The 1452-nt window shown below is 48.7% G+C and carries 9 tRNA genes and 3 rRNA genes; all 12 read right to left on the bottom strand.

Annotated elements, in window-relative coordinates:
- Window positions 1–78: ribosomal RNA gene (locus DYE48_RS20920) — 16S ribosomal RNA — on the bottom strand; the annotation flags it as partial.
- 117 nt (window positions 79–195) lie between these two features.
- A tRNA-Ala gene (locus DYE48_RS20915) sits at window positions 196–271 on the bottom strand.
- Window positions 272–284: 13 nt separating this feature from the next.
- Window positions 285–361, bottom strand: a tRNA-Pro gene (locus tag DYE48_RS20910).
- Between the two features lie 7 nt (window positions 362–368).
- Window positions 369–445 (bottom strand) — tRNA-Arg (locus DYE48_RS20905).
- An 11-nt stretch (window positions 446–456) separates the two neighbouring features.
- Window positions 457–545 (bottom strand) — tRNA-Leu (locus tag DYE48_RS20900).
- A 57-nt stretch (window positions 546–602) separates the two neighbouring features.
- Window positions 603–677: transfer RNA gene (locus DYE48_RS20895), tRNA-Gly, on the bottom strand.
- A 6-nt stretch (window positions 678–683) separates the two neighbouring features.
- Window positions 684–765 (bottom strand) — tRNA-Leu (locus tag DYE48_RS20890).
- Window positions 766–772: 7 nt separating this feature from the next.
- Window positions 773–848, bottom strand: a tRNA-Lys gene (locus DYE48_RS20885).
- Window positions 849–878: 30 nt separating this feature from the next.
- Window positions 879–954 (bottom strand) — tRNA-Thr (locus DYE48_RS20880).
- 15 nt (window positions 955–969) lie between these two features.
- Window positions 970–1045: transfer RNA gene (locus tag DYE48_RS20875), tRNA-Val, on the bottom strand.
- 25 nt (window positions 1046–1070) lie between these two features.
- Window positions 1071–1184 (bottom strand): 5S ribosomal RNA (rrf, locus tag DYE48_RS20870).
- A 146-nt stretch (window positions 1185–1330) separates the two neighbouring features.
- Window positions 1331–1452 (bottom strand): 23S ribosomal RNA (locus tag DYE48_RS20865); the annotation flags it as partial.

The following is a 1452-nucleotide window of genomic DNA, read 5'->3' as shown; positions in this document are numbered from 1 at the left end:
TCGCTTCCCGCGCTCGACTTGCATGTATTAGGCACGCCGCCAGCGTTCGTCCTGAGCCAGGATCAAACTCTCCATAAAAGTTAAGTTTGACTTGCTCATTTGCACACCGAATGTGCTTGTTTCAAATCTCTTCTATAAAGAAGAAATGTTTTGACGTACTGGTTGGTTCGTTCAGTTTTCAAAGATCAAATAAATTGGTGGAGCCTAGCGGGATCGAACCGCTGACCTCCTGCGTGCAAAGCAGGCGCTCTCCCAGCTGAGCTAAGGCCCCTCTATATTAGGAATGGTCGGGAAGACAGGATTCGAACCTGCGACCCCTTGGTCCCAAACCAAGTGCTCTACCAAGCTGAGCTACTTCCCGTTAAAAATGGCGCGCCCGAGAGGAGTCGAACCCCTAACCTTCTGATCCGTAGTCAGACGCTCTATCCAATTGAGCTACGGGCGCATATTTGTTTATGGTGCCGAGGGCCGGACTCGAACCGGCACGGTGGAAACCCACCGCAGGATTTTAAGTCCTGTGCGTCTGCCAATTCCGCCACCCCGGCTTGGCAATTTTTATGTTTAACATCGTTGTTGTTTGTTAAGTAGCTCGGTTAAATTTATGGAGCGGAAGACGGGATTCGAACCCGCGACCCCCACCTTGGCAAGGTGGTGTTCTACCACTGAACTACTTCCGCGTAAAGTGCGGGTGGAGGGACTTGAACCCCCACGCCGTGAAGCACTAGATCCTAAATCTAGCGTGTCTGCCAATTCCACCACACCCGCAAATGAATGGTGAGCCATGAAGGATTCGAACCTTCGACCCTCTGATTAAAAGTCAGATGCTCTACCAGCTGAGCTAATGGCTCTTATCGATAAACGTTAGCGCAAGCAACTAATGGTGCCGGCCAGAGGACTTGAACCCCCAACCTACTGATTACAAATCAGTTGCTCTGCCAGTTGAGCTAGGCCGGCTAACTTGATAAGAAATGGTGGAGGATGCAGGGTTCGAACCTGCGACCCCTTGCTTGTAAGGCAAGTGCTCTCCCAGCTGAGCTAATCCTCCGGATTATTATGAAATTATGAACAAGGCTTGGCGGCGTCCTACTCTCACGGGGGTAAACCCGACTACCATCGGCGCTGAAGAGCTTAACTGCTGTGTTCGGCATGGGAACAGGTGTGACCTCTTCGCCTTCACCACCAAACCTTTTTTCAAGGACAAGATATATTATATTGTCTCTTGAATGAAATTTCAAGGGGTAATTTCAAGTTTTTTTGAAAACCCTCAAAACTGGATAAGGAAACATCTTGTTTGAAAGAGTACAATCTTTTCACGAATGATTTGAATCAGATAGATAAGTCATCGATCCATTAGTATCCGTCAGCTCCACGTGTCACCACGCTTCCACCTCGGACCTATCAACCTCATCGTCTCTGAGGGATCTTATTTGCTTAAAGCAAAGGGAAATCTCA

Source organism: Halobacillus trueperi, from assembly GCF_003386945.1.
Taxonomy (GTDB): domain Bacteria; phylum Bacillota; class Bacilli; order Bacillales; family Halobacillaceae; genus Halobacillus; species Halobacillus aidingensis.
This window is presented reverse-complemented; position numbering and strand designations above follow the sequence as displayed.